This window comes from Glaciibacter sp. 2TAF33 (genome assembly GCF_052114945.1).
In the GTDB taxonomy this organism is placed as follows: Bacteria; Actinomycetota; Actinomycetes; order Actinomycetales; family Microbacteriaceae; genus Cryobacterium.
Genome location: NZ_JBFRFS010000029.1, coordinates 1 through 1,100, shown reverse-complemented (window position 1 = coordinate 1,100; position 1,100 = coordinate 1). Strand labels below are relative to the sequence as shown.

The 1,100-nt window shown below is 63.0% G+C and carries 1 protein-coding gene; it reads right to left on the bottom strand.

The window, feature by feature from the left end:
• Positions 1 to 7: 7 nt before the first annotated feature.
• The gene (locus AB4Y94_RS17770) at positions 8 to 1,015 is read right to left on the bottom strand and encodes an IS30 family transposase (RefSeq protein WP_441729351.1); all 1,008 of its coding nucleotides are present in this window, start codon (positions 1,013 to 1,015) and stop codon (positions 8 to 10) included.
• Between the last annotated feature and the right edge of the window lie 85 nt (positions 1,016 to 1,100).

Below are 1,100 nucleotides of genomic sequence, written 5' to 3'. Positions count from 1 at the left end.
GGTGAATTCACGGCGTCGTTGCAACACGGTTTTCGTTTGGCGAGTTTAACAGCAGTTCGTTGAGGGCCTCGGCTGGGCTCTTCCAGTTGAGGGTCTTCCGTGGTCGGCCGTTGAGTTCGGCTTGGACAAATTCGAGGTGCTCGCGACTGTGGTGCGAGAGGTCGGTGCCCTTGGGGAAGTACTGCCTGAGCAGACCGTTGGTGTTCTCGTTGCTTCCGCGTTGCCACGGTGAGTGCGGGTCGCAGAAGTAGACCTTCAGGTCGGTGGCGATCTCGATCCCGGCGTAGGCGCCGGTCATCTCGGTACCTTGGTCCCAGGTGAGGGTTTTCATCAGTGTGGGCAAGGAGTTCACGGCGCGYACCATCTCCGCTTCGACCGCATCGGCTTCCTTGCTGTCGGGCAAGTGCAGCAGCAGACAATACCGGGTGGTGCGCTCGACGAGGGTGCCGATCTGTGACTTGCCGTCCTTGCCCACGATCAGGTCACCCTCCCAATGCCCGGCAACGGCACGGTCCGCGGCCTCGGCTGGCCGGTCCGCGATCAGGGGCAGCTCRGGACGTTTCCCGCGGCCGTCCTGCTGGCCCTTGGCCTGGGGTTTGCGCAGTGCTCGCCCGGTTCGGAGCTTCGTGACAAGGTCACGTTTGAGAGTTCCGCGGGTTTGGACATACAACGCCCGGTAGATCGTTTCGTGGCTCACACGCATGCTCTCCTCACCGGGATGGTCTTCGACCAGTTTGTTACTGATCTGCTCGGGTGACCACTTCAGTTTGAGCTTCGCCTGCACATACTCGTGCAACCGGGGGTCCCGGGCGAGCTTCGACGGCTGGGGGCGCGCGCGACGCCCCTCGGTATGCACCTGCGCCCGATGCGGGGCATATTCCACCCTGCGGTCGGTGTTACGCCGCAGCTCCCGCGACACCGTCGACGGTGACCTGCCGATGGCCTTGGCGATCTCGCGGACACTCATCCCGCTCTCCCTCGAGAACGCGATCGCCATCCGATCCTGGTAACTCATCAAACGGCCGGACGGCTCACTAAGAAGGTGCTTGGGAATCACCCCTCCAGCTTCGCGGAACCAGATCTTGCCCGTGCTCGGGTTG